At 62.3% G+C, this 22,202-nt stretch carries 28 protein-coding genes and 1 tRNA gene; 7 read left to right on the top strand and 22 right to left on the bottom strand.

Translation table 11 applies throughout. The features are described 5' to 3' along the window. Positions 1-79: 79 nt before the first annotated feature. A complete protein-coding gene (gene ttcA, locus ACP15N_RS07720; RefSeq protein ID WP_425091662.1) occupies positions 80-931 on the bottom strand; it encodes a tRNA 2-thiocytidine(32) synthetase TtcA in 852 nt (283 codons plus the stop codon). Between the two features lie 124 nt (positions 932-1,055). Between ttcA and ACP15N_RS07725 the strand changes: the two genes are divergently transcribed. Next, entirely contained in the window at positions 1,056-1,583 is a 528-nt protein-coding gene (locus tag ACP15N_RS07725) for a DUF3833 domain-containing protein (protein WP_425091663.1), read from the top strand. A 536-nt stretch (positions 1,584-2,119) separates the two neighbouring features. On the opposite strand, the gene ACP15N_RS07730 is transcribed toward ACP15N_RS07725, so the two are convergent. From ACP15N_RS07730 to ACP15N_RS07760, 7 genes are all read right to left on the bottom strand, one after another. Then, positions 2,120-2,296: a hypothetical protein gene (locus ACP15N_RS07730; protein WP_425091664.1), complete on the bottom strand. Its 177-nt coding sequence runs from the start codon at positions 2,294-2,296 to the stop codon at positions 2,120-2,122. A 15-nt stretch (positions 2,297-2,311) separates the two neighbouring features. Then, positions 2,312-2,575 (bottom strand): hypothetical protein, encoded by a 264-nt coding sequence (locus tag ACP15N_RS07735; RefSeq protein WP_425091665.1) that lies wholly within the window; start codon positions 2,573-2,575, stop codon positions 2,312-2,314. A gap of 100 nt (positions 2,576-2,675) precedes the next feature. Beyond that, the gene (locus tag ACP15N_RS07740; protein WP_425091666.1) at positions 2,676-2,840 is read right to left on the bottom strand and encodes a hypothetical protein; all 165 of its coding nucleotides are present in this window, start codon (positions 2,838-2,840) and stop codon (positions 2,676-2,678) included. Between the two features lie 70 nt (positions 2,841-2,910). Then, positions 2,911-3,546, bottom strand: a complete 636-nt coding sequence (locus ACP15N_RS07745) for a hypothetical protein (protein ID WP_425091667.1) — start codon at positions 3,544-3,546, stop codon at positions 2,911-2,913. Between the two features lie 385 nt (positions 3,547-3,931). Continuing rightward, positions 3,932-4,525: a Spy/CpxP family protein refolding chaperone gene (locus ACP15N_RS07750; RefSeq protein WP_425091668.1), complete on the bottom strand. Its 594-nt coding sequence runs from the start codon at positions 4,523-4,525 to the stop codon at positions 3,932-3,934. Between the two features lie 40 nt (positions 4,526-4,565). Further along, positions 4,566-5,000: a c-type cytochrome gene (locus ACP15N_RS07755; RefSeq protein WP_425091669.1), complete on the bottom strand. Its 435-nt coding sequence runs from the start codon at positions 4,998-5,000 to the stop codon at positions 4,566-4,568. A 16-nt stretch (positions 5,001-5,016) separates the two neighbouring features. Beyond that, entirely contained in the window at positions 5,017-5,448 is a 432-nt protein-coding gene (locus tag ACP15N_RS07760) for a c-type cytochrome (RefSeq protein ID WP_425091670.1), read from the bottom strand. Positions 5,449-5,671: 223 nt separating this feature from the next. On the opposite strand from ACP15N_RS07760, the gene ACP15N_RS07765 reads away from it, so the two are divergent. Then, positions 5,672-6,088 (top strand): universal stress protein, encoded by a 417-nt coding sequence (locus ACP15N_RS07765; RefSeq protein WP_425091671.1) that lies wholly within the window; start codon positions 5,672-5,674, stop codon positions 6,086-6,088. 235 nt (positions 6,089-6,323) lie between these two features. On the opposite strand, the gene ACP15N_RS07770 is transcribed toward ACP15N_RS07765, so the two are convergent. The 8 genes from ACP15N_RS07770 to ACP15N_RS07805 all read right to left on the bottom strand — a co-directional run bounded on the left by ACP15N_RS07770 (position 6,324) and on the right by ACP15N_RS07805 (position 11,717). Beyond that, positions 6,324-6,887 carry a GNAT family N-acetyltransferase gene (locus ACP15N_RS07770; protein ID WP_425091672.1) on the bottom strand — a complete coding sequence of 188 codons (564 nt, stop codon included), beginning with the start codon at positions 6,885-6,887 and terminating at the stop codon, positions 6,324-6,326. Between the two features lie 133 nt (positions 6,888-7,020). Next, a complete protein-coding gene (gene yidD / locus ACP15N_RS07775) occupies positions 7,021-7,242 on the bottom strand; it encodes a membrane protein insertion efficiency factor YidD (RefSeq protein ID WP_425091673.1) in 222 nt (73 codons plus the stop codon). Further along, positions 7,239-7,664: a ribonuclease P protein component gene (gene rnpA / locus ACP15N_RS07780; RefSeq protein WP_425091674.1), complete on the bottom strand. Its 426-nt coding sequence runs from the start codon at positions 7,662-7,664 to the stop codon at positions 7,239-7,241. The genes yidD and rnpA overlap by 4 nt, the downstream gene beginning before the upstream one ends. 19 nt (positions 7,665-7,683) lie before the next feature. Beyond that, a complete protein-coding gene (gene rpmH / locus ACP15N_RS07785; protein WP_012177012.1) occupies positions 7,684-7,818 on the bottom strand; it encodes a 50S ribosomal protein L34 in 135 nt (44 codons plus the stop codon). A gap of 157 nt (positions 7,819-7,975) precedes the next feature. After that, positions 7,976-8,052, bottom strand: a tRNA-Arg gene (locus ACP15N_RS07790). Between the two features lie 61 nt (positions 8,053-8,113). Beyond that, positions 8,114-9,469 (bottom strand): sensor histidine kinase, encoded by a 1,356-nt coding sequence (locus ACP15N_RS07795; RefSeq protein WP_425092107.1) that lies wholly within the window; start codon positions 9,467-9,469, stop codon positions 8,114-8,116. Between the two features lie 87 nt (positions 9,470-9,556). Continuing rightward, entirely contained in the window at positions 9,557-10,969 is a 1,413-nt protein-coding gene (locus tag ACP15N_RS07800) for a dihydrolipoyl dehydrogenase family protein (protein WP_425091675.1), read from the bottom strand. Between the two features lie 4 nt (positions 10,970-10,973). After that, positions 10,974-11,717: a TVP38/TMEM64 family protein gene (locus ACP15N_RS07805; protein WP_425091676.1), complete on the bottom strand. Its 744-nt coding sequence runs from the start codon at positions 11,715-11,717 to the stop codon at positions 10,974-10,976. A 230-nt stretch (positions 11,718-11,947) separates the two neighbouring features. Here ACP15N_RS07805 and ACP15N_RS07810 point away from each other — a divergent pair, with 230 nt between their 5' ends. Further along, positions 11,948-12,556 carry a hypothetical protein gene (locus tag ACP15N_RS07810; protein ID WP_425091677.1) on the top strand — a complete coding sequence of 203 codons (609 nt, stop codon included), beginning with the start codon at positions 11,948-11,950 and terminating at the stop codon, positions 12,554-12,556. Between the two features lie 22 nt (positions 12,557-12,578). Beyond that, entirely contained in the window at positions 12,579-13,259 is a 681-nt protein-coding gene (locus tag ACP15N_RS07815; RefSeq protein ID WP_425091678.1) for an I78 family peptidase inhibitor, read from the top strand. A gap of 6 nt (positions 13,260-13,265) precedes the next feature. Here ACP15N_RS07815 and ACP15N_RS07820 read toward each other — a convergent pair whose 3' ends face one another. The 3 genes from ACP15N_RS07820 to ACP15N_RS07830 form a co-directional block, all read right to left on the bottom strand. Then, positions 13,266-14,075, bottom strand: a complete 810-nt coding sequence (locus ACP15N_RS07820) for a division plane positioning ATPase MipZ (RefSeq protein ID WP_425092108.1) — start codon at positions 14,073-14,075, stop codon at positions 13,266-13,268. 188 nt (positions 14,076-14,263) lie between these two features. Then, entirely contained in the window at positions 14,264-16,195 is a 1,932-nt protein-coding gene (locus ACP15N_RS07825; protein ID WP_425091679.1) for a DUF3604 domain-containing protein, read from the bottom strand. A gap of 90 nt (positions 16,196-16,285) precedes the next feature. Next, positions 16,286-17,140, bottom strand: a complete 855-nt coding sequence (locus ACP15N_RS07830; protein WP_425091680.1) for a LysR family transcriptional regulator — start codon at positions 17,138-17,140, stop codon at positions 16,286-16,288. Positions 17,141-17,215: 75 nt separating this feature from the next. On the opposite strand from ACP15N_RS07830, the gene ACP15N_RS07835 reads away from it, so the two are divergent. Both ACP15N_RS07835 and ACP15N_RS07840 read left to right on the top strand, forming a co-directional pair. Continuing rightward, complete coding sequence (locus tag ACP15N_RS07835) at positions 17,216-17,977, top strand: sulfite exporter TauE/SafE family protein (protein WP_425091681.1); 762 nt, start codon at positions 17,216-17,218, stop codon at positions 17,975-17,977. A gap of 421 nt (positions 17,978-18,398) precedes the next feature. Beyond that, a complete protein-coding gene (locus tag ACP15N_RS07840; protein WP_425091682.1) occupies positions 18,399-19,169 on the top strand; it encodes a hypothetical protein in 771 nt (256 codons plus the stop codon). A gap of 219 nt (positions 19,170-19,388) precedes the next feature. On the opposite strand, the gene rpmE is transcribed toward ACP15N_RS07840, so the two are convergent. The 3 genes from rpmE to trmD form a co-directional block, all read right to left on the bottom strand. Next, a complete protein-coding gene (rpmE, locus tag ACP15N_RS07845; protein ID WP_425091683.1) occupies positions 19,389-19,610 on the bottom strand; it encodes a 50S ribosomal protein L31 in 222 nt (73 codons plus the stop codon). Positions 19,611-19,621: 11 nt separating this feature from the next. Next, the gene (gene rplS / locus ACP15N_RS07850) at positions 19,622-19,999 is read right to left on the bottom strand and encodes a 50S ribosomal protein L19 (protein WP_425091684.1); all 378 of its coding nucleotides are present in this window, start codon (positions 19,997-19,999) and stop codon (positions 19,622-19,624) included. A 336-nt stretch (positions 20,000-20,335) separates the two neighbouring features. Then, entirely contained in the window at positions 20,336-21,157 is an 822-nt protein-coding gene (gene trmD, locus ACP15N_RS07855) for a tRNA (guanosine(37)-N1)-methyltransferase TrmD (protein ID WP_425091685.1), read from the bottom strand. 66 nt (positions 21,158-21,223) lie between these two features. Here trmD and ACP15N_RS07860 point away from each other — a divergent pair, with 66 nt between their 5' ends. After that, positions 21,224-22,198 carry a phosphotransferase gene (locus ACP15N_RS07860; RefSeq protein WP_425091686.1) on the top strand — a complete coding sequence of 325 codons (975 nt, stop codon included), beginning with the start codon at positions 21,224-21,226 and terminating at the stop codon, positions 22,196-22,198. The last annotated feature ends 4 nt before the right edge of the window (positions 22,199-22,202 follow it).

The raw sequence follows: 22,202 nt of genomic DNA on the forward strand, positions 1-22,202 counted from the left end.
GGACCAACTGGCAAGGACACTAGACGGGTAAAATGGGCACTATGTTAATGCAATGTGCCCTTTTTATTCCGTTTTCGTTCTAATTTTCGGAAAGTTCGTCGAGATTCTCTGCAACCCGGGCAAGTTTCTGGAAATCGAAGAGTTTCGGGTCCAGCATGTGGGAGGGGCGGATGTTTGTGAGGGCGCGGAAGATGACCTGGCGGCGGCCGGGGCTGTTTTTCTCCCAGCCGTCCAGAATCGCCTTAACCTGTTGGCGTTGCAGCCCGTCTTGCGAGCCGCAGAGATCGCAGGGAATGATGGGGTAGTCCATCGCGCGGGCGAACCTTGCGCAGTCGTCCTCGGCGACATGGGCGAGGGGGCGGTAGACAAAAAGGTCACCGTCCTCGTTCAAGAGCTTCGGCGGCATGGTTGCGAGCCGCCCGCCGTGAAAGAGGTTCATGAAGAACGTCTCCAGTATGTCGTCGCGATGGTGGCCGAGCACCACGGCGGAGCAGCCCTCCTCTCGCGCGATTCGATAGAGGTTTCCGCGCCGCAGGCGCGAACACAGCGCGCAAAAGGTCCGCCCCTCGGGCACCTTGTCCATGACGATGGAGTAGGTGTCCTGATACTCGATCCGATGGGGCACGCGCATGCGCTCAAGGAACTCCGGCAGGACCGTCGCGGGAAAGCCCGGCTGGCCCTGGTCGAGGTTGCAGGCAAGCAACTCCACCGGCAACAGCCCGCGCCATTGCAGCTCGTACAACGCCGCCAGCAGGGTGTAACTGTCCTTGCCGCCGGACAGACACACAAGCCATCTCGCCCCGCGTTCGATCATGCCGTAGTGCTCGATCGCCTCGCGCGTCTGGCGCACGATCCGCTTGCGTAACTTCTTGAATTCGGTGGAATTTGGCGCGCCTTCGAAAAGCGGATGGATCTCTGTTTCGTCAAGCATGGCAAGCCCCGGATAACGGTCTCATCAGCCATATTGGACGCAAGGCCCCCTCGTCAATCGCGCGGGCTTGCCGGGCCGGGTGGCTGGATTAGCTCCTGCGTCAATCACACCGGAAGGGATGGCCATGAAACATCTTGTCCTGATCGCTGCGCTCGCGCTGGGCGCCTGCACGGGAAAACCCGCGCTCGACGATGCCAAGCTGAGCGACCGGGCGCTGAACCTTGAGGATTTCTTCGAAGGGCAGACCGTGGCCTATGGCCAGTTCCAGGATGTGCTGGGCACCGTGCGCCGCCGGTTCGAGGTGCAGATCGACGGGCAGTGGGACGGGCGGGTGCTGACCCTGACGGAGGATTTCGTCTATGAGGATGGCAGCACCGAGCAGCGGGTCTGGACCCTGACCAAGACCGGCCCCGAGACATGGGAGGGCACGGCCCCGGGCGTGGTCGGAACGGCGTTCGGCGAAGAACGCGGCGACACGTTCAACTGGGCCTACACGATAGATCTGCCGATGCCCGATGGATCGACCGCCCGGTTTACCTTTGACGACTGGATGTGGCTTCTGAGCGAGCACCGGCTGCTCAATCGTGCCTATATGTCGAAGTTCGGACTGCCCGTCGGAGAGGTGATTTTAACCTTCGAGAAAGACACCTGAACGCCGCGGTAAGACATCCAGATTAGAAATTCTTAGAAACTTTTGAGTTATTTAAAAATTCTAATGTTTGGCGAAGGCGAATTTTTGGAGCCGCCGCGTTGCGCGCCAAGGATGTTGCGCGAACGGCGGTGTAACGGAAAAGAACATCGGTTTCGGGGGCGTTGGCGAGACGCACCTTGCAGGCAGTGACGGCTATCCTGACCTGCCGCGATGGATGAGTTGTGCGTGGTTTGCGGGCTCGGGGGACGTCGGCGGCATCGGACCGCTTCGAGCGCATTTTGACGGATGCCGCAGAACGGGGCAGAGGCAACTTCGCCGAACTTGCGGGAACGTAACGGAAGTGGTCGTTCGAATTCTTCGAGACCGACGGACACTGTTCGAACCGCGATCGGCATCCGGGCACCGCCCCCAGATGAAACCTCTGGCGGATTGAGACTGCTCATGCTGATCGCCGCCACAAGAAGCCGCGTCGGCTACGGGTTGATCAGGTATTTGGCAATAAAGGATCGGTTGCGATCAAATGATACCAGTCGGCCCTATGGCCAAAGCAGGTTCAGGATAAACATCACCGCTGCGACGGCGAAAAACAACGGCCAGCTCCAACGCGGACCGCCGTCCCTGTGGGGGGTGTAGAGGCCAGCTTTCTGCATGCCGATGATCACGGCAAAGATCAGAACGCCGGAGACCAACGCGTGTGCCAAGTCGAATGTCATGATGTTTCCCCGGTGTTAAGGGTTACGGCGCCGCCTGACGGCGCGATGGCGGCAAACGATCCCAAGCAAGGTCAGGTTGATGAGTGGAACCAAGGCCGCTGCAAAAAGCAACGCCGCTTCAGGTAGCCCGTCCAACCAGAGCGACCAAGGCAAGCCGAGAGGCATCAGGAAGACACCCGCCAGCGGATCGCGTTCCTGACCGAAGAGACCGAAGGTTCCGATCAGGAGCAATACAAACGCGACAAGGTACAGGGCCGCGAACGCACGGGTCACCCACATACACATCATGCACCCGAATTATCATGGATGCAGCGTGTCGCGGCCGACCTTGTTGTCGGCCAGTAGGTCGTGCGGGCTGCCCACCCGCGCTTGACGTGCGTCAATTGCATGCAGGGTAGTTGGCACGGTCAGCCTCGGTGACGTCAACCGGGCATTCCGTGGCGCGATTTGCCTCTGAAATGTCTGCCTCCGTAGTGAAGGCTTCCTCCTGACTACATCCAGCCAAGGCGATCGTCGCTAGCGCTAGGGCAATATAAGTTTTCATGCGTTTTCCTTTTTCATTTCGTGTGACGCCAAAAACAGGAATTATCATACTTCTTTTCCTGGTCGTGGAATTACTCGATGCCGAAGATCACATTGTAGGATTGGGCGCCATTTGCCGTGTTGTAGACTTCCACAACATGGTCGCCCGACTGCCAGAGTTGCCCTCGGTACTCCTGCGACGCGTTCATCTCGTCCAAAAGGACCGACCCATCCGGGTTATAGATTACATAGGTCATTCCGGGTCCGTTGGCGGCTATGCGCACGTACAGAAACTGGCCGTCTTTTGCTCCCAAGATATAGCGGCGGCTTTCCTGCGGAAGCAGCGAGCCCGTCAGTTCCGCGCCCGAGGTTCCAGGTGTGAAGGCGACGCGTTCGGTCCCCGACCCGGACGTGCCCGAAGCGCCGGCCATGGCGCCGTTGCCATCGTCAGCGGCTTCGGCAACCGAGAGGTCGGCAACAACGCCATCGTTCGAAACAAGGCATCGCCAGATCGTGTTTCCACTGTCGCGGAACATCACGAGAGAGTTGGCTTCGGAATACTCCGATGAGAGCACCGTTCCGCTTTGACCATCAGGTCCCCCAATGGCCCGGATTTGGTCGATGCAGCCATCGATAGCATCCTGTCCCACGTTTGCGACTACAGGCGAAGCCAGCGACTGGAGAAGACTTGCAGCGAGCGCTGCTCCAACGATTTTCTTTAGCATCATGTAACCTGATCCAGCCTCACTGCATTTCCTCGACGCGAGAAATATAATCACGTTTGACAACCTACGTTAACCCGTCCTTTCACAGACAGTATTCGACCTGGAAGTATTGGCATTGCGTTTCCGGTTCTACGAAAGCTTGCCGAGGTCGCTAACCAGACCACCAAGCGCGGGGTGCGGGTTTCCGCCACGCGGCATCTTGTGAGTGGCAGAAGTGTCCGCAACGCGGAAATGCCTCTCCGCGATCAACGCTCCACGGTGCCGCTCCCCGATCCGTCCCATGGGTGGCCGCGCAAGGTGCGGCGTGCGGGCAGCGTGCCGCCTTTGAGCCCGCAGTGTTTGGCGGGGCCTCGGTGATGCGAGGATAACCGCGTGTGCAGACGAGACGTCAAAGACACCCGTTGTGCTTTTTCCACATCTCGGGATTGTGGCCGTCCGGAATGTTGGCGCACGGGTCAGACGTGTAGCCTCTGAGGACTTGATACTGCTGTATCTGGTGTTGCGTCAGAAGGGGCACGGTTGCCAAGTGGCGTGACAGGTGAATGAAGCGCAGCTCGGCTCTCGCGGTTTCGGCGGCCTCTATCAGGCGTTCGAGCTCCGCTGCGCCCAGACTGTCGTTTTCGAACGCCGTGCTGAGGGCGGCTTCGGCGGAAATCAAGCGCTCGCCCACGACCATCGCCTCGCGGCGCATGTCCTCGAAAAGCCTCGTGATCTGCTGGACCTGTTCGTCGGAGAGGTCCATCTCCGCCTGCAGTTCGAGCAGGTGGGCCGGTCCGGGTTTGCCGTTCAACTCCGCCGGGAGCGCCAGACCCCATCCGCCGCCCCGGCGCAGTTCCTCGATGTCGCTGTCAGACAGGCTCTTGATGTCCCGCGTCTCCAGTCCGGCATAGGGCGTCGCAGGGGCGTCGGTGCCGCCGTGCTGCGCGCCGGCAGCGGTGGGGCCGAGACATGTGAGCGCGAGCAGAATGCAAAGTCTCTTCATCTGAAAACCTCGATCTTCGGTTGGTGGCGCACGCCCTGTCTTATTGGTGTGGCGGGTTCCGCATGGACTGAATCTCCTTGACCCGGTCCGGCCACGTGGACCGGATATACGCGAGGACATTCCAGATGTCGTCGTCGGTCATGACGTCCGAGAACCCGGGCATGCCGCTTTTGACACTGTCGACGCCGAGCGCGGTGAGAACCTCCTGGCCGCCCATGCGCGTGTAGTCAAACAGCAACTGATTGTCGTGGTGCCACGTGTGCCCGGTTTCATCATGGGGCGGCGCGGGCATCGTTCCGTCGCTGTTGGGCGTTTGCCAGTTCGGCTGTCCCTCGAGGTCGACGCCATGGCAGGCGGCGCAATGCGTGCTGTAAAGGAGCTGCCCGGCGGAGATGTCCCGGTTCTCGAGTTCATGTCCGGCCAGTGCCGGAGATACGAAAAGGATCAGGGTCCACGGAAAGACGGTGACTCTCATGCGTGCTTGCCTCGTGTCATTTCCTGTAGGTTTCGTGGCAGGACTTGCAGGTCTCTCCGACCGCCGAGAGCGCCGACCGCAGGTCTTCGGGGGTCTCGATCGTTTCGGAGAAGCGCGTTGCCACCGCTTCGAGACGGCCGGCTTCCTTCGTGAAGTCGTCGAACGTGTCCCAGATCGCAGGCAGCGCCTCGGATTTCGGGTCGTCTTGCCGGGGCGTGAACAGGGCAGGGGTGCGCCCGGCACCCTCGGCCACCTTGCCCATCGCCGTGCGGGCCGCGGTGGCATCGAAGCGCGCCGTGCCCTTCGCCATGTCACCGACGATTTTCATGTTTCCGGCGATCGCCTTCATGTCATTCATGCGTGCCATCACGGCCGGATTCTTGACGCCTTCATGTGCGCCAACCTGAGTTCCCAGCAGGATCGCTACTGCGGCGGTGAGACATCTCATGTGTGTTTCTTTCGGTTCGCGCGTCTGTACCTGCCACAGATAAGGTTTCCAGCCGGGGGAAGGTCAAGCGTCTTTGGTCTGTGGGTCTTGTGCAAGCTGAAGAGCCATGCCGTATGCCCATGCGCGTACCACGCATCGCTGCTTCAATTGTCGGATTGCACCAAATCAAGGTGGGGTCGGTCTGCGTCTGGCACTGTGATCACATTGGAGGGGAGGACCAATCATGTATTCACGAATTCTGGTTCCGATTGATCTGGCCAACACGCCAAAGCTGACCCGAGCGCTGGAGGCTGCGGCGCGCCTTGCGCGGGATCATGATGCAAAGGTCATCTATCTGAACGTGGTCGATACCGCGCCGAGTATGCCGGGCGAAAGCGAAGGGCAGCGGACAAGGGATGCGATGGATGTCTTTGCCGCGGAGCAAGCCAATCTGCACGGGATCGAGACGGCGGATCACGTCGCCCTGCGCGGCGACCTGCATCTGCATGTCGGCAAGGAGATCATCGCGGCGGCGACCCAAAGCAAATGCGACCTGATCGTGATGGCTAGCCACATGCCTGGATTGATGGATCATGTCTTTTCATCGAACGCGGGTTACGTGGCCACGCACGCGCCGGTTTCGGTGTTCGTGGTGCGGTGAGGGTTCGCTCGGGCGCTATGGTTTTCTGGGCTGCGGCAAAGACCCTGAAACACTTCGGCCGTACGGTTGCCGAGACGGATTAGAGCTTGAAGAAGTCGGTCACTTGGAACGCAGCGAATGACCAGTTTGAGCCCATAACTACTGATTGCTGCAACCGGTAGTAACAGTAACAAAGCACCAAAAGCAGACATTGCTTTGGTGGACACGGTCAAACTGTATCGGCGCAACGCGACAACTATAGATCGAGTGTGACCACCCACTTGTGTTTGCCGATCTTGCGAGTGCGCTCGAATCCCTGTCGGTCAAACATATGCAGGGCACCGTTGAAGAGAAATGCAGGTGTTGCCTTACGGTCTTCGATGTCTTCCGGGTAACCTTCGACGCGCCCTCCGCCAAGTTCCTTTATCTGCGATACCGCTCCGCCAAGTGCCGCAGAAGCGACACCACCGCCTCTGTGGCCCTTTCCGGAAAAGAAACAGGTGATGCGCCAGTCTGGTAGCGCGACGAGGTCCTTCTGATAAGCGCGTGCGTTGTGGAGACGGGGAAGTTCTTTGGGTGGTCCAAACTGACACCAACCCACGCACTTGCCATTGTGGTAGACCAAGGCAGCATGCGCCTCGCCAGACCTTACGCGGGCTTCTTTCATCGCGCGTTTTTGCTCAAGCGGTGCCTTCTCTTCCGCCTTGCCATGATACCAGAGGCACCAGCAACCACCCCAGACGCCGTTATTCTCTTCGACAAGATCGGCGAAGTCATCCCAGGTATCTGCGCTGAGTGCTTTGGTTTCGTATTCGATCAAGAGAACGCTCTTCAACTGTTGCGACGCGCAAGTTTAACCTGCACCTTTGATTACAGAAAGCTGGTAAAGCGGTCGTTGAATGCAAACCCGGATATGGCAGCTCCGTCCGCAAAGCGGACACGTCTTCCCCGCTTCAATCCGGGACGTTGTCGATCCCCGAGCCGCCCCACGGGTGGCAGCGGAGGATGCGGCGGAGGGTGAGGTAGCCGCCTTTGAGGCCACCGTGCTTGCGGAGCGCCTCCAGCGCGTAGGCGGAGCATGTCGGGTGGTAGCGGCAGTTATGGCCGACCCAAGGCGAGAACACCGCCCGGTAGGCGCGCACGGGCAGCGACAGGGTCCAGGCGAGCGGGGTCATTTGCGGCTCTTGTGGATCTGGCGCAGGGCGGTGGCCAGATCGGCGCGCAGGGCCTCGAACGGCCGCGTCGCGGTGGCGTCCTTGCGCCCGATCAGCACGTAGTCCCACCCGGGCTGGCCGTGGGTTGCGAGGTCCATCCGGGCGATCTCGCGCAGGCGGCGTTTGGCGCGGTTGCGGGCCACGGCGTTGCCGACCTTTTTCGAGCAGGTGAAGCCGACGCGGATCAGGTCGGCAGGCGCCTCGTCTGGTTTGCGGCGGCGGGCCTGTAGCAGGAAGGCGGGCGCCGATTGGCGGCGGGCGCGGGCGGCGGCCAGGAAATCGGCGCGTTTCGATAAAACGACAAGCGCCGCCTGCGCAGGGGCGGGCGGCGTGACGGACAGGTCGGTGTCCGGTGTGTCAGGTGCTGTCACGGCCCGGACCATGCGGTCAGGGGCAGACGGCTTATGCGCTCAGCGACTTGCGGCCGCGGGCACGACGGGCGTTCAGGATCTTGCGGCCGGCCTTGGTGGCCATGCGCGCGCGAAATCCGTGACGGCGCTTGCGAACAAGGTTCGACGGCTGAAAGGTGCGCTTCATCGCTTCTCTCCTTCGGTTGGTGCGGCACCCGGATGGCGGTCGCACCAGTGCATCTCAGAGCCCGTCCAATAGGCGCACGGGCCGGTCAAGTCAACGCAGTTTGGTGCGTTTTCCCCCTGACCGCGGGCCTTTGCAGGTCACCGGACCGGTGGGAGAGTGGCGCGCTGGGGAGGATTCGAACCCCCGACCCCTTGATTCGTAGTCAAGTACTCTATCCAACTGAGCTACCAGCGCGTGGAGGTGGTGACTAACGCCCCGCCTGACCCAATGCAAGTGGGTTTTTTGCCGTTTCGGCCTATTCGGCGACCGCGTCGAGGAGGGCAGTGTTGCGGGGCAGGCGGATGCGGAACTCCGTGCCGGTCTCATCGGAGCGTTTCAGCTCCAGATGGCCGCCGTGGCCGCGCACCAGTTCGGAGGCGATCACGAGGCCGAGGCCTGTGCCGCCCTTGCGCGCGCCGCCCTGAAACGCGGTGAAGAGGTTCTCTTTCGCCTTTGGGGGCAGGCCGGGGCCTGTGTCGGCGACGCAGATGACCCAGTGGTCGTCTTCCTCGCGGGCGGTGATGCAGATCTGCGCGGGCGTGCCCGAGGTTTCAATCGCCTGCCTGGCATTTCGGACGAGGTTCGTGAGCACGCGGTAGAGCTGTTCGTTGTCCGCGCGCAGGCTGAGGCCCGGGGGGATGTCGCTGACGAAGGTGACCATGTCGGGCTGGCAGGACAGTTCCTCGCTGCCCAGCACGTCATCGACGAGGGGGCCCAACTGGAAGACCGTGAGGGCGGGCGCGCGTTCCTCGGCCTTGCCGAATGCGAGTGTGCTTTCGCACAGGGTCACGGCGCGGCTGATGGCGTTCACGAGCTTGGGGGCGGCGCGTTTGACGGTCGGATCCTCGGAGGTCTCCATCCGGTCGGCGAGAAGTTGCGCCACGGTCAGCACGTTGCGCAGGTCATGGCTGATCTTCGCCACGGCGCTGCCAAGCTGGGCGAGGCGGTCTTTCTGCTTGAGCGCCTGGGTCAGCTGGGTCTGCAGGGACATCAGCGCGTCTTCGGCGTCGCGCAGTTCGGCCACCCCGGCATCGGGCGAAATGATGCGACGCGCATCCTCGGGAGCCTCGGCATAAGAGGTCATGTGGTTCACGACGCGGCGCATTGGCTTCACCAGAAACCGGCGGACGGCAAGAAACAGCAGCGTGGCGGTGAAGATCGAGATCGCCGCCGACAGGATCAGGATGGTGATGCCGTAATCGATAAGTGCCGCGCGCAGCGGGGCGGTGGGCATCGTGATCTCGATCACCTCGCCCGCGCCGCGCACCGGGGTGCCGATGACACGGATCACGTGATCCTCGGTGTCGACGATCCCGGCCAACGCATCGCGGATCAGTTCGAAGGCAGACGGGTCGCGCAGATCGTAGGTGGCATAGATCGACGCCGGCATCGGTTGCGACAACACCAGTTGGCGCACCTCGTCCCGGCGCAGGACCACGTTGAACACCTCGGCATTGGCGAGAAGCTCTGTCTCAAGCTCGGGGTCGATCATGTCATCGGGGGTGGTCAGGAGCGCGAGCGAGGCAATTTGCGCGCGCTCCAGACGGTTGAGCAGGTAATCCTCGCGAAACCGCGCCACGGACGGCACGAAGATCAGAACCTCGGCCAACATGACGAAGACCACGGTCAGGATCAGGAAGCGTCCGGACAGCGAATTCAAATGGGCAGCTCCTTGGTGCGTGGGGCAGACATAACCCCCTCAGAACTTTTGAACAATGCGTACGATGCGTTTGACCAAATCGCTTTGGAACAGACGCGGGCTGAAATAGGCTCCGGCGGCCCGTTTGTTGACCTCGCCCAGTGTGGGATAGGGCGCGACCATGTTGGCCACGGCCGATATCTTGTGGCCGTTCGCAATGGCGTAGGCCCAGAGCCCGATCAATTCCCCGGCATCGGCCCCGACGATCGACGCGCCAATTGGCTTGCCCTTGACGATCATGACCTTGATCAAGCCCGTGGTGCGACCGCTGGCAATGGCGCGGTCGTTTTCGTCGAACGCGAACCGGGCAACTTCGAGCTTGGGGCCATGCGCCTTGCGGGCCTGGTCTTCGGTCAGCCCGACCTGCGCGATCTCCGGATCGGTATAGGTAGCCCACGGGATATGTTCAGTGCGGGCCTTGGCGGGCAGACCCAGCACAAGCTGCCGGATCAGAACGCCTGCGTGGTAGCCCGCGACATGGGTGAATTGCAGCCCGCCTGCGACGTCGCCGGCGGCATAGACCTTCTTGTTGGTCGTGCGCAGGGACGCGTCGACCTTCACGCCGCGGCGGTCGTAATCTACCCCAGCAGCTTCGAGGTTCAGCTTGTCCACGTTCACCGCGCGGCCCACGGCCATCAGCAGGTGCGATCCGGCAAAGCTGCGCCCGTCTTCGGTCTTGACGGTGATATCGCCAGCAGTTCCCGAAACTTCGGAAACCTGCGCGCCTTCGACAATCTCGATCCCTTCGCCGCGCAGGCGTTCAAGCGCGATGGCGGCGAGTTCGGGGTCGTCCTTGCCAAGCGCTTGCGCGCCCTCCAGCACGGTCACTTTCGACCCCAGCCGCACATGGGCCTGTGCCATTTCCATCCCGATCGGGCCCCCGCCGATGACGATCAGGTGGTCCGGGCGGTCGCGCAGGTCAAACAGGCTTTCGTTGGTCAGATAGGGCACGCTGTCGATGCCCGGGATGGGTGGCACGAAGGGGCGTGAGCCGGTGGCGATGACGAAGCGGCGGGCGGTGATGGTGGTGTCGCCTGCCTTGACCTCTGTCGGGGAGACAAATTCGCCGAACTCGCGGATCACATGCACGCCCAGGCCTTCGAACCGTTCCTGGCTGTCGACGGGTTCGATGGTGGCGATCACGTCATGCACGTGGTCCTTGGCCGCCGCGTAGTCGATCACCGGTTCCGCCGGGGCGATGCCGAAGCCGCCCTTGCGCACGGTGTGGGCCTGCTTGGCCGCCGCGATCAGCGCCTTGGAGGGGACACAGCCGTAATTTAGGCAGTCGCCGCCCATCTTGTGGCCTTCGAGCAGCACGACGCGCGCGCCCATCTGGACCGCCCCGGCTGCAACGGACAGCCCTCCGGAGCCTGCGCCGATGACGCAGATGTCAGTCTCAATTCGGTTTGTCATGGGATCAGGCGCTTTCGGTCTTGCGGAATTTCTTCAGGAGGATGGGCAGAAGCGCCAGCGCGCTGAGGCCCAGGATCGGGCCGAGGATGTGCGGCTCGAAGATGATGCCGAGGTTGGGCGTCTCGCCCCGGGCGAACACCTCGCCCAGACCTGCGCCGACCCAGGTGTAGACGGCGGTGCCGGGGATGATGCCGAAAAAGGTCGTGATGATGAAGTTGCGGAGTTTCACCCCGACAAGCGCGGGCAACAGGTTGGCCACAAAGAACGGGATCGCCGGAACAAGGCGCATCAGGAACAGCACCGAGATCTCGTTTTCCGCCAACCCTTGCTTGAGCTGTTTGATCTTGCCTTCGGAGGCGTCCATTTTCGCAGCAAGTTTTTCACCCAGCCCCCAGCGGGCGGCGAGGAAGATCACCGTGGCCCCGATGGTGGCGGCAAACACGGTCACGACCGTGCCGGTGGCGAGGCCGAACAGGAACCCGCCCGTCAGCGTCGCAATCGTCGCACCGGGAAGGGAGAAGGACACGATGGCGATATACAGCGCGAGATAGACGGCGATAGTGGCGATGAAATTCGCGTCGCGGAAGGCCAGGAGCGCCTCGCGGTTCGCGGCCAGCGCCTCGAAACTGAGGGTGTCTTTCAGGGTGAATGCCCCGATTGCGGCGACAAGGCCGATGGCGGCCAGTGGCACCCATTTGGGCAGGCGCGTCTTGGGGTGTGCGCGCGGTTTCTCTTCCATGATCGACATTCCGGGGTTCCTTTTGGGTGTCTCTGTTGTCCCATGAAATCGTGCGGAATGCGCGGGTGTGTTAGCCTGATCACGCCCGGTTGATGGCAGGTGATGTCCAGCGGGGCTTTTGCAACATCGCCACGGTGTTTCTGTAACCTTGCACGGGGACGCGCAGGCGATTGTTACAGGCTGGACCCGGGCCAGTGCTTGCGCATAGGGTTCTGCAACCGGAAAGAGAAGGAGCCGTCATGCTGCGAGCGGGATTAGTCGGGATGGTCATGCTGGGCGTTGCGGGTGTGCAGGCGGCCCAGGCGCAGACCGCCATGCGCGAGGATACGTTCGATATCCAGACCGCGCTGCATTTCTATGGGTTCATGGATGGCCCGGTCGATGGCGAGGTGGGCCCGGATACCGTGCGGGGCCTGTCGCGTCTGGGGACGTATCTGCGTCTGGGCGGGTTGTCTGTCGATGTGCTGGACGCCGACCCGCGCCCGTTGCCGCTGCGTGCCTTGATGGATGCCTATGCGGCCAAGGATGATGTCGAGGCGTTTGACCTGGACGAACGGGATCTGGCGCGCCTGCGCCGCGAGGGGGAGCGGTTCTGGGTGCGCAAGCAGTTGCAGGCCGACCCGGCGACTTGGGGCGTCGACATTTCGGTCGAGAGCGACACATGCGGGGCCTGGGCGAACGAGGCGCTGATCGGCGAGGTGATCAACCCGGACGAATTGCCCGAGCTGGAAGGCGCGGGATCGGTGCGGGTGCTGTATTTCGGGCCGATGACCACGGATTTTCGACCCGACCGCCTGAACGCGCTGGTCGATCCGTGGAACATGGTGACAAACCTGAACTGTGGCTAGGCCGGTGCGCAGTGGTCTGGCCATGCTCGGCCTAACCATCGCACTTGCGCTCGGGGCCCCGCAGGTCATCGCGTCCGAGACTGACAGCGGTGCGCTGACGATCGGCAAACTGCTTGCCGGACGCAAACCGCTGACGGACGAAGAGCGGGCCGCACGGGCCGAGACGGTGCGCGCGAACACGGCGGCGTTGCAAGAAGCCCTTGGATTTTTCGGCTTTGACGCCGGGCCTGCGGACGGGGTGTGGGGTGCGCGCACGGAAGCGGCGGTCGCGGCTTATTCGGATTATGCGTTCACCTCTGTGGCGCGCTTCGAGCTGACGAAACCGGATTTGCAATCAAGGACGGCGGGGGGCATCGGGCTGCTGTTCCGTGTGCGCGCAGATTTCGACACCTACGACGCGGAGGCGCTATCGCCGAAGTTTCGCGCACGGCTGGAGGCGGAGGGGCGCAGGTTCTGGCTGCGCTATGCCAGCCGCGCCACCCCGCGCGGGGTGGTTCCGACCCCGGAGCAGGACACCTGCGGTGCGCAGTCGAATGCCGCAATGCTCGGCACGCAGATCGATCCGAGCGCGCCGTTGCAGGTTGCGATGGGTGGACGGGCACGCATAGTCGGACGCGGGCCGGTCACGATGGACTTTCGCCGTGATCGGCTGAACGTTGAAGTGGACCCCTGGGGCGAAGTGATCACGCTGAGTTGCGGCTAGGGCTGCTTAGAAGTCGATCTCGACACCGGGCAGGTTCAGTTCCCGCATCAGGTCGCGCAGTTCCTGCCGGGCCGCGAGGTTCGACATGTTCATCTTCTCGATCCCGATATCCCTGAGGTCGAGCAGCGTCATGCCGCGCGGGAACAGTTCGCGAAAGATCACGCGTTCGGAAAAGCCGGGTGCGATCCGGCAGCCGATCCGTTTTTGCAGATCCTTGAGCGCGTCGCCGATCTTTTTCTTGTTGTGCATGTACTGCGTGCCGAGCCGGTTGCGCACGACGATCCAGTCGATGGGCTGCAACCCCGCGCGGGCGCGCAGTTGTCGTGCGCTCCAGACCATTTCGGAATAGACCGACGGCCCCAGCACCTTGTTGGTCAACGGATCGACGCGCGCGAGCATGTCGAAGTCGACATAGCTGTCGTTCAGCGGCGTGATCAGCGTATCGGCCAGCGAGTGGGCCACCTGGCTGAGCCGTGTGTGCGAGCCGGGGCAGTCGATCACGATGAAATCGTGCGTCTCCTCCGCGCTGGCGATGGCCGCGGTCAGGCGACGGTCCCAGATGTTCTCCCCCGGGTCGAGATCGGCCTGATCCACGCTCGGCAATTCGATCAGACGCGGGCTTGCCAGCGCCACGCCCTCGCGTTCCGAGGTCGTGGCGCGGTTTTCGAGGTAGCGCCCGAAGCTGCGCTGGCGCAGATCGAGGTCGATCCCGCCGACAGTCTTGCCCGCCCGCGCGAGCGCGGTGGCCACATGCATGCAGGTGGTCGATTTGCCCGACCCGCCCTTTTCGTTCCCGAAGACGATGATATGCGCCAAAGCCCGATCCATTCTTGTCAGCGGCGGCTCGTACGGCCGCCTTTGCCCCAATCTACCTAGGTGATTCGCAGTTTGGAATCGTAAAAAGGCAGTTTTTTGGTGGTGTGATCGGATCGCGGACATGACAAACGGGCTGCCCCGCCGAGGGACAGCCCGTGTCGGTCCGCAGGTTGCACGACGCGCGCAGGTCAGCCTTCGGCGGGCGTGTACCAGATCGGCGAGGAATAGGCGCGTTCCTGATGCGTCAGTTGTGCGTCCGCGGGCAATTCCGCGCCAAAGCGCACTTTGTCATAGAGAACCCAGCGCGGTGTCGGAATCTCCAGCGCGCGCAGATAGTAGAACGCGCGTTCCGACGGATCGAATTCCGGGTCTGTCCAGATTGTCAAAAGCTCTGCCGTGCCGATCGAGTTCGACCAGCTTGCGTTTTCCACATCAACGGTGCTTCCGACGGGCGGCAGCTTGCCGTTGGCGTCCGGTTGCCGGTCATCGGACCACGCCACGTCGAAGACTTTTTCCTGCAACGTGCCCTCGGCATCCAGCCAGCCCTTGACCACCTGAACCCGGTCCAGATTGGCCCCGATCGGGTCCCGCAGCGCGGCGATCAGGAAACTGGGCGCGGCGTCGCCTTCGCGCGGGCGCAAATCCCCGCCCATCGGCACGCCCTTGGTATAGCCGACATCGGCGATCAGGCGACTTTCGAGGTCATCCTCGGTGAACTCCCACCCGCCAAAGAACCGCAGCCCGATCCGAGGGCCGGTCGTGGCATAGGTCTCGCGCCGCTTGAAGGCGTCGAAGATCGCGGACCGGGTGTTGTCCGTCGCCCAAACCGCCGTGTAGCCCGAGGCGACGAGCATGTGCCCGGGAATCTCGCCGAGGTCATTGGCAATGAAGGGGTGCTCTATCCGGGTGGGGGAGGGTTCCACGCTGACGGATTTGCCGAAAAAATTCTCTTCCTCGGCGGTCGCCAGTGAAGTGTGGCTGTCCGTTGCGCCACCCATGCCGAATTTGTACGGGTTCACGCCGAACTTTTCCTCAAGCAGGAGGCCCCGCTTCAGGGCCTCGCGCGCGTATTCCCCGGCAAGCATGTCTTCGGTCTTGAGTTCGGTGATATCGAGGTTGCCGACATCCCAATTCTCGTAATCGGCAAAGTCGTCCTCGGGGCTGAGGAACGGGTGGGCCTCGCCATCGCCCTTGATCTGGGTCACTTCGTAGTGGGGTTCCCATTTCGCGCGCTTTGCCACGTAGTCGGCATCGACCGTGCCGCCGTGATAGGTACCCTCTGTCGGGAACATCCAACCGTTGGACAGGTTGCCGTTATGGGCAAAGGCAATGGCGCGTCCGCCGGTCTCTGCCTGGTAGGTTTCGAGCCAGTCATAGAGGAAATTCGGATCGGTCGAGCCCAGGGGGGCTTCCGTCGTTGGTGGAACCATTTGCAGCGCGCGGATCGCCCCGTCGCGAAGCATCACGTTGCGGTGCAGGTTGAAGCCACCGGGCACCGACGTCCACTCAAAGCCGATAAAGGCGGTGAAATTACCGGGGTCGTTATGGGCTTCTGCAGCCATGACGATTTGCTCCCACGTGAAGGCAAATGCGTCCGAGCCGGGTTGATAGCTGGCGAATAGTTCCTCTGGCAGTGTCCCCTGCGAAAAATTTGTGATCAGGTCGAACGCCGCGCGCGCAGCAGCATCGCCGCCCTCATTGAAGCCCTGATACCATTCCAGCCCCTTTGGGTCGGCAAGGATGTTGGGTTTGCCGGCCTGCAGGTCCGTCGCAAACCCCATCGAATCTGTGTGATCGGTCAGAACCATCCAGTCGAGCGGGCGGGCAAGGCGCACCGGCTGCCCGGTTGATGAGACCACCTGTTCGCCCTTGGCAAAGCGCCATGCCGTATCGGGCGGGAGTGTGTTTCCGAACAGTCCCGCATCGAGCGAGAGGCTGGTATGCAAGTGGGTGTCGCCCCACAAGGGGCGCTCGGGGAAGGTTCGATTTGCATAAGGGGAAAACGGGCGGTCTGGAAACGTGCCTTCGGCGGCGGCCTTGCTGGGTACGGCTTCATTTGCATGGGATGCGCTTGAAAGCACCGCGCAAAGGGACATCGCGACAAGAATATGTCGTATCATTGGGTCCTCCGGGGTCTGTCATCGAGAGTGAATCGATGTGCAAGCAGCGTAACACAGCTTGGCGACAAGGCAATTCTCGGCTTTTGCGCCCTAGCTGCTTTGCGTCGCCGCAATGAGCGCGCGACCCAGATGCGTTGCAGCGCTGTGGCGGTGTCCGCGTCGCGCGTAGACCGAGACGGACACCTGCCCGAGCGGCGGCAGCCCAAGCCGTGCGCCAACATCCGCAAGTGGCGCAACCACGGCCATGCAGGGCAGGACCGAGACCGCCAGCCCGCCCGCCAGCACCGCGCGCAGGCCGACCGGGTCAGGGTGCGTTTGCAGGGATGTGGCGACCGCGCCATGTGAATCGAGGGCGGCAAACGCGTGCCTGCGCAGGTCGCGCGCGTCCTCCAGAAAGGCGAGGGGAAGGGGGCCATCAACCGGCGGGGCGACGTTTGCGCAAGCCACCCAGACCAGTTCGGTCTGGGTTGTTGCCACCCGCATCGGATGCGGCCCCTGGTCGAACAGAAAAGCGAGGTCGATGCGGTCGGTTTCGAGCAGGTCGAGCAAGGCATGGGACCGGGCCGTCCGGACGGTGACGCGGGACGTGTCGGGTGCCTGTGCACAGGCGGACAAGGCCGGGGGGACGACCGACAGCGCAAAGGTCACGGTGGTCCCGAGACGCAGGGGTGGTGCGCCGTCGCCAGCGCCCGGGTGCCTGGCCATTTCCTCGGCCAGGGCGAGCAAGCGGCGGGCTTGCGCGAGGAACGCGATGCCGTCTGGCGTAAGGGCAACGGGCTGGCCCCGCCCGCGTGTGACCAGCGCGCGACCGACCTGGTGTTCCAACTGCTTGATATGGGCACTGATGGCCGACTGGACGGTGTTGGTCCGCGCCGCCGCGACCGAGAAATTGCGCGCCTCGGCCACCGCGATGAAGCTTTCGATATGCTTGAGGTCGAAGGGCATGAGATCGCAATATCAGATTTTAATGATCACAAGAAATCGTTTTACGGATTTATGGGCGCGGCATATCTGCGAGGAATGACGACTGACGCTTATCTTGTTGCGGCCCTGGCGGTTGCTCTGACCGGCATTTCGAAGAGCGGTTTTGCCGGTGGGCTCGGGATTCTCGGTGTGCCGCTGGTGGCGCTGACCATGCCGGTCCAGGAGGCGGCGGTGTTGCTGTTGCCGGTTCTGGTCGGGATCGATCTGCTGTCGGTCTGGCGGTATCGCCGGGCGTGGCAAGCGCGGCTGGTGCTGGTTCTGCTGCCGGGCGCCGCGCTCGGGATCGTCCTTGGCATGGTGGGGTTTTCGCAGGTGGACCCGGACGGGCTGCGTTTGGCGATCGGGGTGATGGCGCTGGTTTTCGTGGCGCGGTTTGTCTGGCGGGGCCCGGATACCGCCCCCGTCACCGCCGCGCCGCGCGCTGTGGTGTTCCTTGCGAGCCTGCTGTCGGGGTTCGCGGGGTTCGTGGCGCATGCCGGGGGGCCGCCGATCAAGGGGACGTTCTTGCGGATGAATCTCGATAAGTCTGCCTTTGTCGGCACCAACGCGGTTTTCTTTTTCGTGCTGAACATGGCCAAGGGGTTTGGGTATGGCGCACTTGGACTGTTAACCACCGAGGGGCTTTGGGCGTCTGCCTTACTCGTGCCCTTCCTGCTGATCGGTGTGGGGCTCGGGATGGCCCTGCATGACCGCATCCCGCAGGCGCTGTTCGTGCGGCTCGCCTACGGCCTTCTGGCGCTTGCGGGTCTGAATCTCGTGGTTCTGGGGGGCGCGTCGCTGTGGGCGGGGGCGAGCTAGCGAAGACCTGCGGACCTGCATTGAAAACGGCTCCCCCATTTCGTCCCCGAGGATCCGATCCGAACTTGTGCTGGCGGCTCCAGCGATAGCCTTTGCAGCTTGGACTCGTAAATCGGCGAATCTGGGGGTGACGGCTATCCGAGCCAGGTGGGGGCACGGGTTCGGTCAGGCGCAAATGGCGTTTAGGCGTGTGCGGCTAAGGTCAGCTTCGAGCCTTCTTTGTAGGCTGCTGCACTCTGCACCAATGTCTGCTCCTTGAGCGCCGGTCAAGAACGTGGAAAAACAAAAGGCGGTTTTGCCAAGGGCTTGTGGCACAAGATTTCTCAACCATTCCGGCGTGAGCAACGCCTGTGACAAAAACGACCGTTTTTGGCACATAAGGAGCCACTTTGGAGACTTGAACGCATGTTAGGCGCGCGGCATGCTTCCTGCGGGCTTTGCTGAAAAGGACAATCTCGTGACCACAGCAACAAATCTATTTCGACTAAATATTTTCCTAATCCTAATCATAGTCGTTTCTGCGGTCGCCTACTCCACACCGTACCTAAACCAATCATATCGAGAGCGTGTAACAGACGGCTTTAAGAACAGGCTGAACGAAAACCTATCTCTTAGAGCAAGCAGAAGCTTCATTACTTGTTCGGGAGTGGAGACTGACTTGCCGCCCGCTGCATTATTTAAGGAAGGCTTTGAGGATTGTAGGGCAGAATACGGTTTAGGTGAGGAACAGGGCATCTTCCTAACAGTCGAGCACCCTGAAGTCATTTTCATTGGAGACGAAGACGTCGTTCGCGTTTCCATAGACAGGATCGAAGAGCCAAAAAGTCAGGTCATTGAAATTGAAATCAGCAGCTTCACAGAGGGTGTCTCTGTTATTCCTGACACAGCCCAAACGCTCAAAGTCCGCGAAGGGGAAGATACAACCTTCATAGTAACTACCGGTTCTGACGTATCGCAGGGTGACAAGCTCTTGTCATTTTACGTTTCGTCTATGCTTGGCTCTCAATCGGCTGAACTGAGGTATGCCATATCGCAGCCGCCCAACTTGTTTTCCCTATCCCAAGATGACTTCAAATCGATTTCTCAGATTGCACAGATCATAGGTCTTCCCGCACTTCTACTATTGATAGCCAAGACTCTTGTTGACTGGAGGAAGCCAAAAAAAACGACTGATACGAAAAATCAAAGGTGACTATTGCTCAGGCTTTGTGCCGTCGGCACAAACGACCGTTTTTGACCCCTTCCGATTTCCGATAGCGGCTGTCGGCGCATCCGCAGCGAAATGGCGCTTTGTCCCGCTAAGCCGACATCTGTTTTATGCGGCGTTGGGTGCGACCTGGTTCCGCCATTCAACGGGCAAGAAAAAAGCCGCCCCGAGGGACGGCTTTTTGTCTCCGGTACGGCAGGGGCTTTAGAAGCCCAGACCTGCGTACTTGTTCTTGAACTTCGACACGCGGCCGCCGGTGTCGAGCAGGCGGGTGCCGCCGCCAGTCCAGGCCGGGTGCGAGGACGGGTCGATGTCGAGCGCGAGCTGGTCGCCTTCTGCGCCGTAGGTGGAGCGCATCTGGATCACGGTGCCATCGGTCAGCTTGACGTCGATGATGTGATAATCGGGATGGATGTCTTTTTTCATCGTGCGTCCCCTTATGCGCCGGATTTGGGCTTGTAGTTGGTCTGCTCTGCGATACGGGCGGACTTGCCGCGACGCTCGCGCAGGTAATACAGCTTCGCGCGGCGGACACGGCCACGGCGGACCACCTCGATGCTGTCGATGTTCGTGGAGTAGAGGGGGAACACACGTTCCACGCCCTCGCCGAAGCTGATCTTGCGCACGGTGAACGCGGCGGCAATGCCGTCGCCGCCCTTGCGTGCAATGCAGACACCTTCGTAGTTCTGCACACGGGTGCGCGTGCCTTCGGTCACCTTGTACCCGACACGGACCGTGTCGCCCGCCTTGAAATCGGGGATCTCTTTGCCAAGCGCTGCGATCTGCTCGGCTTCAAGCTGTGCGATCAGGTTCATCTGAACGCTCCTTCATTGATGCTTGCGGTTAGTCCGCAAAGTTTCTCGCGCCCCAGAGCTCCGTGTCTTCTATCGGGTCCGCGCGTATCGCGCCCGCCGGAGGTTCGGTCGTCCTTACCTATGTGTGTGCAGGGGCAGGGCCGTGGAGCGTCGGGAGAAGAACCCGCGCCAGATCGATCCTGTCCGATGCCGTGTCGTACCGGGTCGCGGAGAGGACGCTGACTGCCAAAAGCAAAAAGCGCCCGGTGATCCCACGGGGCCCGAGCACGCGCCGTATAGACCCGGACGGGCTGTCGATCAAGCCTTTATCGCGCGGCGTGTGCGCGGGCGTCTGCTTCAGTCTTTCCGGGGGGTTTTGGCGTTCAGATAGGCCTGCCAGAGATCCGGGCGGCGGTCCTTGGTCAGGGCCTCCGCCCTCTCGCGGCGCCAGTCGGCGATGCGTTCGTGGTGGCCCGAGAGCAGGACCTCGGGAATCGCGCGCCCGCGCCAGACCGGGGGGCGGGTGTAGTGGGGGTGTTCCAGCAATCCGCCGGAGAACGATTCCTCCTCCGTGGAGGCGTGGTTGCCCAGCACATTCGGGATCAGGCGGACGGTGGCGTCGATCATGGCCTGTGCCGCGATTTCGCCGCCGGTCAGGACGAAATCCCCCAGCGACACCTCTTCGACATCAAACTCGTCCAGCACGCGTTGGTCGACGCCCTCGAACCGGCCGCACAGCATCGTTATCCCGTCGGCCTTGGCCCACGCGGCCGCCCTGGCCTGGGTGAACGGCAGGCCGCGCGGGCTGAGGTAGACCACTGGCCACTTGCCACGGTCGGAAGGGGTGTTGTCAGCGGCTGTTTTGAGCGCCTGCCCCAGAACGTCCGCGCGCAGCACCATGCCCGCGCCGCCGCCCGCAGGTGTATCATCGACATTTCGGTGCCTGCCGTCGCCAAAGGGGCGCAGGTCGATCGTCTCAAGCGCCCAGAGACCCTGATCGAGCGCCTTGCCGGTCAGGCTTTCGCCAAGCACGCCGGGGAAGGCCCCGGGGAACAGGGTGATGACCTTCGCGGTCCAGGCCCCCTTGAGGCGGGGGCGCGGGGTCATCAACTCCTTGGGTTGGAGTGTCACCGAAATGCTTTTGCGGCCGTGGGATTTCAAAGGCGGTGTTTTCGTCATGACGGGCGGTTTAACCGAAGATTGAGGCCTTGCAAGGTATTTGGGGGGACACCCACGGAGAGTCCCATGGCCCAGACCCGAGATCCCCTGCTGCGCGCTGCCCTTGCGGATTGGCGCAGGCTTGCGCCGTTCGCCGGGTTGGACCCGGCTGCCCATTTGCCCGAACCGCTGGGGCGTCGGCAGGCCAGGGGTGTGGCGCGGATCGTGCTGCGGATGCGGGCGGAGGGGCGGTCTGATGTCGTGTTCAAGCGGGTGTTTCGCCCGCGGGTCGATCCCGGCTGGGCCGCGGGGCTGCAGACCCAGCGCGCGGTACGGGCGCTGCTGCCCGGGCCCGCGCGGCCCGCGCCGGTGATGCTGGAAGACGCGGACGCACAAGCGGCGATTTTCGGGTGGGTGCCGGGCAAATCGCTGAACGCGCATCTGCTGTTGAAATACGACCAGCCGGTGCAACGCGCCGATGCGTTGCGGCGTGCGGGTGACTGGCTCGCGCAGTTCCATGCCGCCACCGATGCGGGCCCGGTGGCGTTTCACGCCAGCCCGGTCCAGTTGCGCCTGTCGCGTCTGATGGCGCGGGCTGAGGCGGACCCGGCGGCAATTGTCGATGCGGATTTATTCATCGTGCTGGCCCAGGGCATGGCCCGGTTCGCCCGCGCAGCGCAGGGTGCGCCGGTGCAATGCGCGGCGCTCCATGGGGACCTGACGGCGAACAACATGGTGCTTGGGGTCAAGGCGACAACCGCGATTGATTTCTGCACGGCGGTGACAGGACCTGTGCTGCACGAGGTGGCAAAATTACTGGCCGACATCGCGGCGCGGTTCGGCGTGGACGGTGTGCCGCGCGCGGATGTCCAGGCTTTCGAAGAGGGTTATGGCGCGCGCGTGCGCCACGACCCGGTCTTCGATTACCTGCTGCGTGCGCAGCTCTTGTTTCAGTGGGCCGCACTTGGACCGATGGGGCGTCCGCAGACCGCCTTCACCGCGACGCGCATCGAAAAGGTCCAGGGTGTGGCGAAAAAGTTGATGCGCCCGCAGGCTGCCTGATGGC

This window comes from Tropicimonas sp. S265A, from assembly GCF_049800835.1.
Taxonomy (GTDB): Bacteria; Pseudomonadota; Alphaproteobacteria; order Rhodobacterales; family Rhodobacteraceae; genus Dinoroseobacter.

What these genes read in the sequence shown, in the direction of transcription:
- ttcA (WP_425091662.1), bottom strand. Translation starts at nt 931, where the DNA reads ATGCTTGACGAAACAGAGATCCATCCGCTTTTCGAAGGCGCGCCAAAT.
- ACP15N_RS07725 (WP_425091663.1), top strand. Translation starts at nt 1,056, where the DNA reads ATGAAACATCTTGTCCTGATCGCTGCGCTCGCGCTGGGCGCCTGCACG.
- ACP15N_RS07730 (WP_425091664.1), bottom strand. Translation starts at nt 2,296, where the DNA reads ATGACATTCGACTTGGCACACGCGTTGGTCTCCGGCGTTCTGATCTTT.
- ACP15N_RS07735 (WP_425091665.1), bottom strand. Translation starts at nt 2,575, where the DNA reads ATGTGGGTGACCCGTGCGTTCGCGGCCCTGTACCTTGTCGCGTTTGTA.
- ACP15N_RS07740 (WP_425091666.1), bottom strand. Translation starts at nt 2,840, where the DNA reads ATGAAAACTTATATTGCCCTAGCGCTAGCGACGATCGCCTTGGCTGGA.
- ACP15N_RS07745 (WP_425091667.1), bottom strand. Translation starts at nt 3,546, where the DNA reads ATGATGCTAAAGAAAATCGTTGGAGCAGCGCTCGCTGCAAGTCTTCTC.
- ACP15N_RS07750 (WP_425091668.1), bottom strand. Translation starts at nt 4,525, where the DNA reads ATGAAGAGACTTTGCATTCTGCTCGCGCTCACATGTCTCGGCCCCACC.
- ACP15N_RS07755 (WP_425091669.1), bottom strand. Translation starts at nt 5,000, where the DNA reads ATGAGAGTCACCGTCTTTCCGTGGACCCTGATCCTTTTCGTATCTCCG.
- ACP15N_RS07760 (WP_425091670.1), bottom strand. Translation starts at nt 5,448, where the DNA reads ATGAGATGTCTCACCGCCGCAGTAGCGATCCTGCTGGGAACTCAGGTT.
- ACP15N_RS07765 (WP_425091671.1), top strand. Translation starts at nt 5,672, where the DNA reads ATGTATTCACGAATTCTGGTTCCGATTGATCTGGCCAACACGCCAAAG.
- yidD (WP_425091673.1), bottom strand. Translation starts at nt 7,242, where the DNA reads ATGACCCCGCTCGCCTGGACCCTGTCGCTGCCCGTGCGCGCCTACCGG.
- rnpA (WP_425091674.1), bottom strand. Translation starts at nt 7,664, where the DNA reads ATGGTCCGGGCCGTGACAGCACCTGACACACCGGACACCGACCTGTCC.
- rpmH (WP_012177012.1), bottom strand. Translation starts at nt 7,818, where the DNA reads ATGAAGCGCACCTTTCAGCCGTCGAACCTTGTTCGCAAGCGCCGTCAC.
- ACP15N_RS07795 (WP_425092107.1), bottom strand. Translation starts at nt 9,469, where the DNA reads ATGTTGGCCGAGGTTCTGATCTTCGTGCCGTCCGTGGCGCGGTTTCGC.
- ACP15N_RS07800 (WP_425091675.1), bottom strand. Translation starts at nt 10,969, where the DNA reads ATGACAAACCGAATTGAGACTGACATCTGCGTCATCGGCGCAGGCTCC.
- ACP15N_RS07805 (WP_425091676.1), bottom strand. Translation starts at nt 11,717, where the DNA reads ATGTCGATCATGGAAGAGAAACCGCGCGCACACCCCAAGACGCGCCTG.
- ACP15N_RS07810 (WP_425091677.1), top strand. Translation starts at nt 11,948, where the DNA reads ATGCTGCGAGCGGGATTAGTCGGGATGGTCATGCTGGGCGTTGCGGGT.
- ACP15N_RS07815 (WP_425091678.1), top strand. Translation starts at nt 12,579, where the DNA reads ATGCTCGGCCTAACCATCGCACTTGCGCTCGGGGCCCCGCAGGTCATC.
- ACP15N_RS07825 (WP_425091679.1), bottom strand. Translation starts at nt 16,195, where the DNA reads ATGATACGACATATTCTTGTCGCGATGTCCCTTTGCGCGGTGCTTTCA.
- ACP15N_RS07830 (WP_425091680.1), bottom strand. Translation starts at nt 17,140, where the DNA reads ATGCCCTTCGACCTCAAGCATATCGAAAGCTTCATCGCGGTGGCCGAG.
- ACP15N_RS07835 (WP_425091681.1), top strand. Translation starts at nt 17,216, where the DNA reads ATGACGACTGACGCTTATCTTGTTGCGGCCCTGGCGGTTGCTCTGACC.
- ACP15N_RS07840 (WP_425091682.1), top strand. Translation starts at nt 18,399, where the DNA reads ATGCTTCCTGCGGGCTTTGCTGAAAAGGACAATCTCGTGACCACAGCA.
- rpmE (WP_425091683.1), bottom strand. Translation starts at nt 19,610, where the DNA reads ATGAAAAAAGACATCCATCCCGATTATCACATCATCGACGTCAAGCTG.
- rplS (WP_425091684.1), bottom strand. Translation starts at nt 19,999, where the DNA reads ATGAACCTGATCGCACAGCTTGAAGCCGAGCAGATCGCAGCGCTTGGC.
- trmD (WP_425091685.1), bottom strand. Translation starts at nt 21,157, where the DNA reads ATGACGAAAACACCGCCTTTGAAATCCCACGGCCGCAAAAGCATTTCG.
- ACP15N_RS07860 (WP_425091686.1), top strand. Translation starts at nt 21,224, where the DNA reads ATGGCCCAGACCCGAGATCCCCTGCTGCGCGCTGCCCTTGCGGATTGG.